Origin of the sequence: Vibrio sp. 10N.222.48.A3, from assembly GCF_041475345.1 — a bacterium.
Taxonomy (GTDB): Bacteria; Pseudomonadota; Gammaproteobacteria; order Enterobacterales; family Vibrionaceae; genus Vibrio; species Vibrio tasmaniensis_A.
In genome coordinates this window covers 1-763 of the sequence record NZ_JBFRVX010001338.1, presented here as the reverse complement: position 1 = coordinate 763, position 763 = coordinate 1, and the positions used below count along the sequence as shown (strand labels likewise).

The 763-nt window shown below is 41.9% G+C and carries 1 protein-coding gene; it reads right to left on the bottom strand.

Annotation, left to right across the window (positions count from 1 at the left end; genetic code table 11):
* Nucleotides 1-704 (bottom strand): FadR/GntR family transcriptional regulator (locus AB4653_RS26165; RefSeq protein WP_372105682.1); only part of this gene is annotated, 704 nt, incomplete at its 3' end.
* Nucleotides 705-763: the final 59 nt, after the last annotated feature.

The window sequence follows — 763 nt, the reverse complement described above, 5'->3', positions numbered from 1 at the left end:
AACCTGTGGTTCGTTTCTAGCAAGTGACTCGCTGACGCTTGACGCGCTTTATCACTGTTCCCCGCCATGATTGCTTCATAAATTTGGCGGTGTTCTTCAATGCAGGTACTTCCCTCTTCAGAAGAGTGAGAAATAAAGTTAACAAACATCGTCGTTAAGATATTGCCGAATGGTAGGTAAAAGTCGTTCCCTGTTGCGTTGAAGATTAGGCTATGGAACTTCATATCAATATCTAGCCAACGCTCTTTATCAAGAATCTCTTCGCTAGATATCTCCACCATTTTTTGGAAAATTTCTGATAATTCAATTCGTTGATCTGCAGTCGCAAATTTAGCGGCCAACGCACAAGCTTCAGGTTCGATGGCACGGCGCAAGCCTAAAAACTGATGGCAGAATTGGTCGGTGTCAGCTAAACCGTCCATCCATTCGATCAATTGTGGATCTAAGAAGTTCCAGAACGCGCGGTCAACAACACGAGTACCAATCTTAGGGCGAGATTCTAATAGACCTTTTGAAGTAAGAAGCTTAACCGCTTCTCTTAATGCTGTTCTACTGATACCAAATTGCTCACACAGAGCCATTTCACCAGGGATAATAGAACCTTGAGGCAAATTGCCCGACAAAATACCACGAGCGATTTCACGTGCAACTTGCACATGAAGGCTTCGCTTAGAGCCTGAAATAGAATTGAAATGACCAGCCATGTGTCTACTTACTTATTAGATATGTATTATTTAATTCGTACTATAACACTGATTTATAT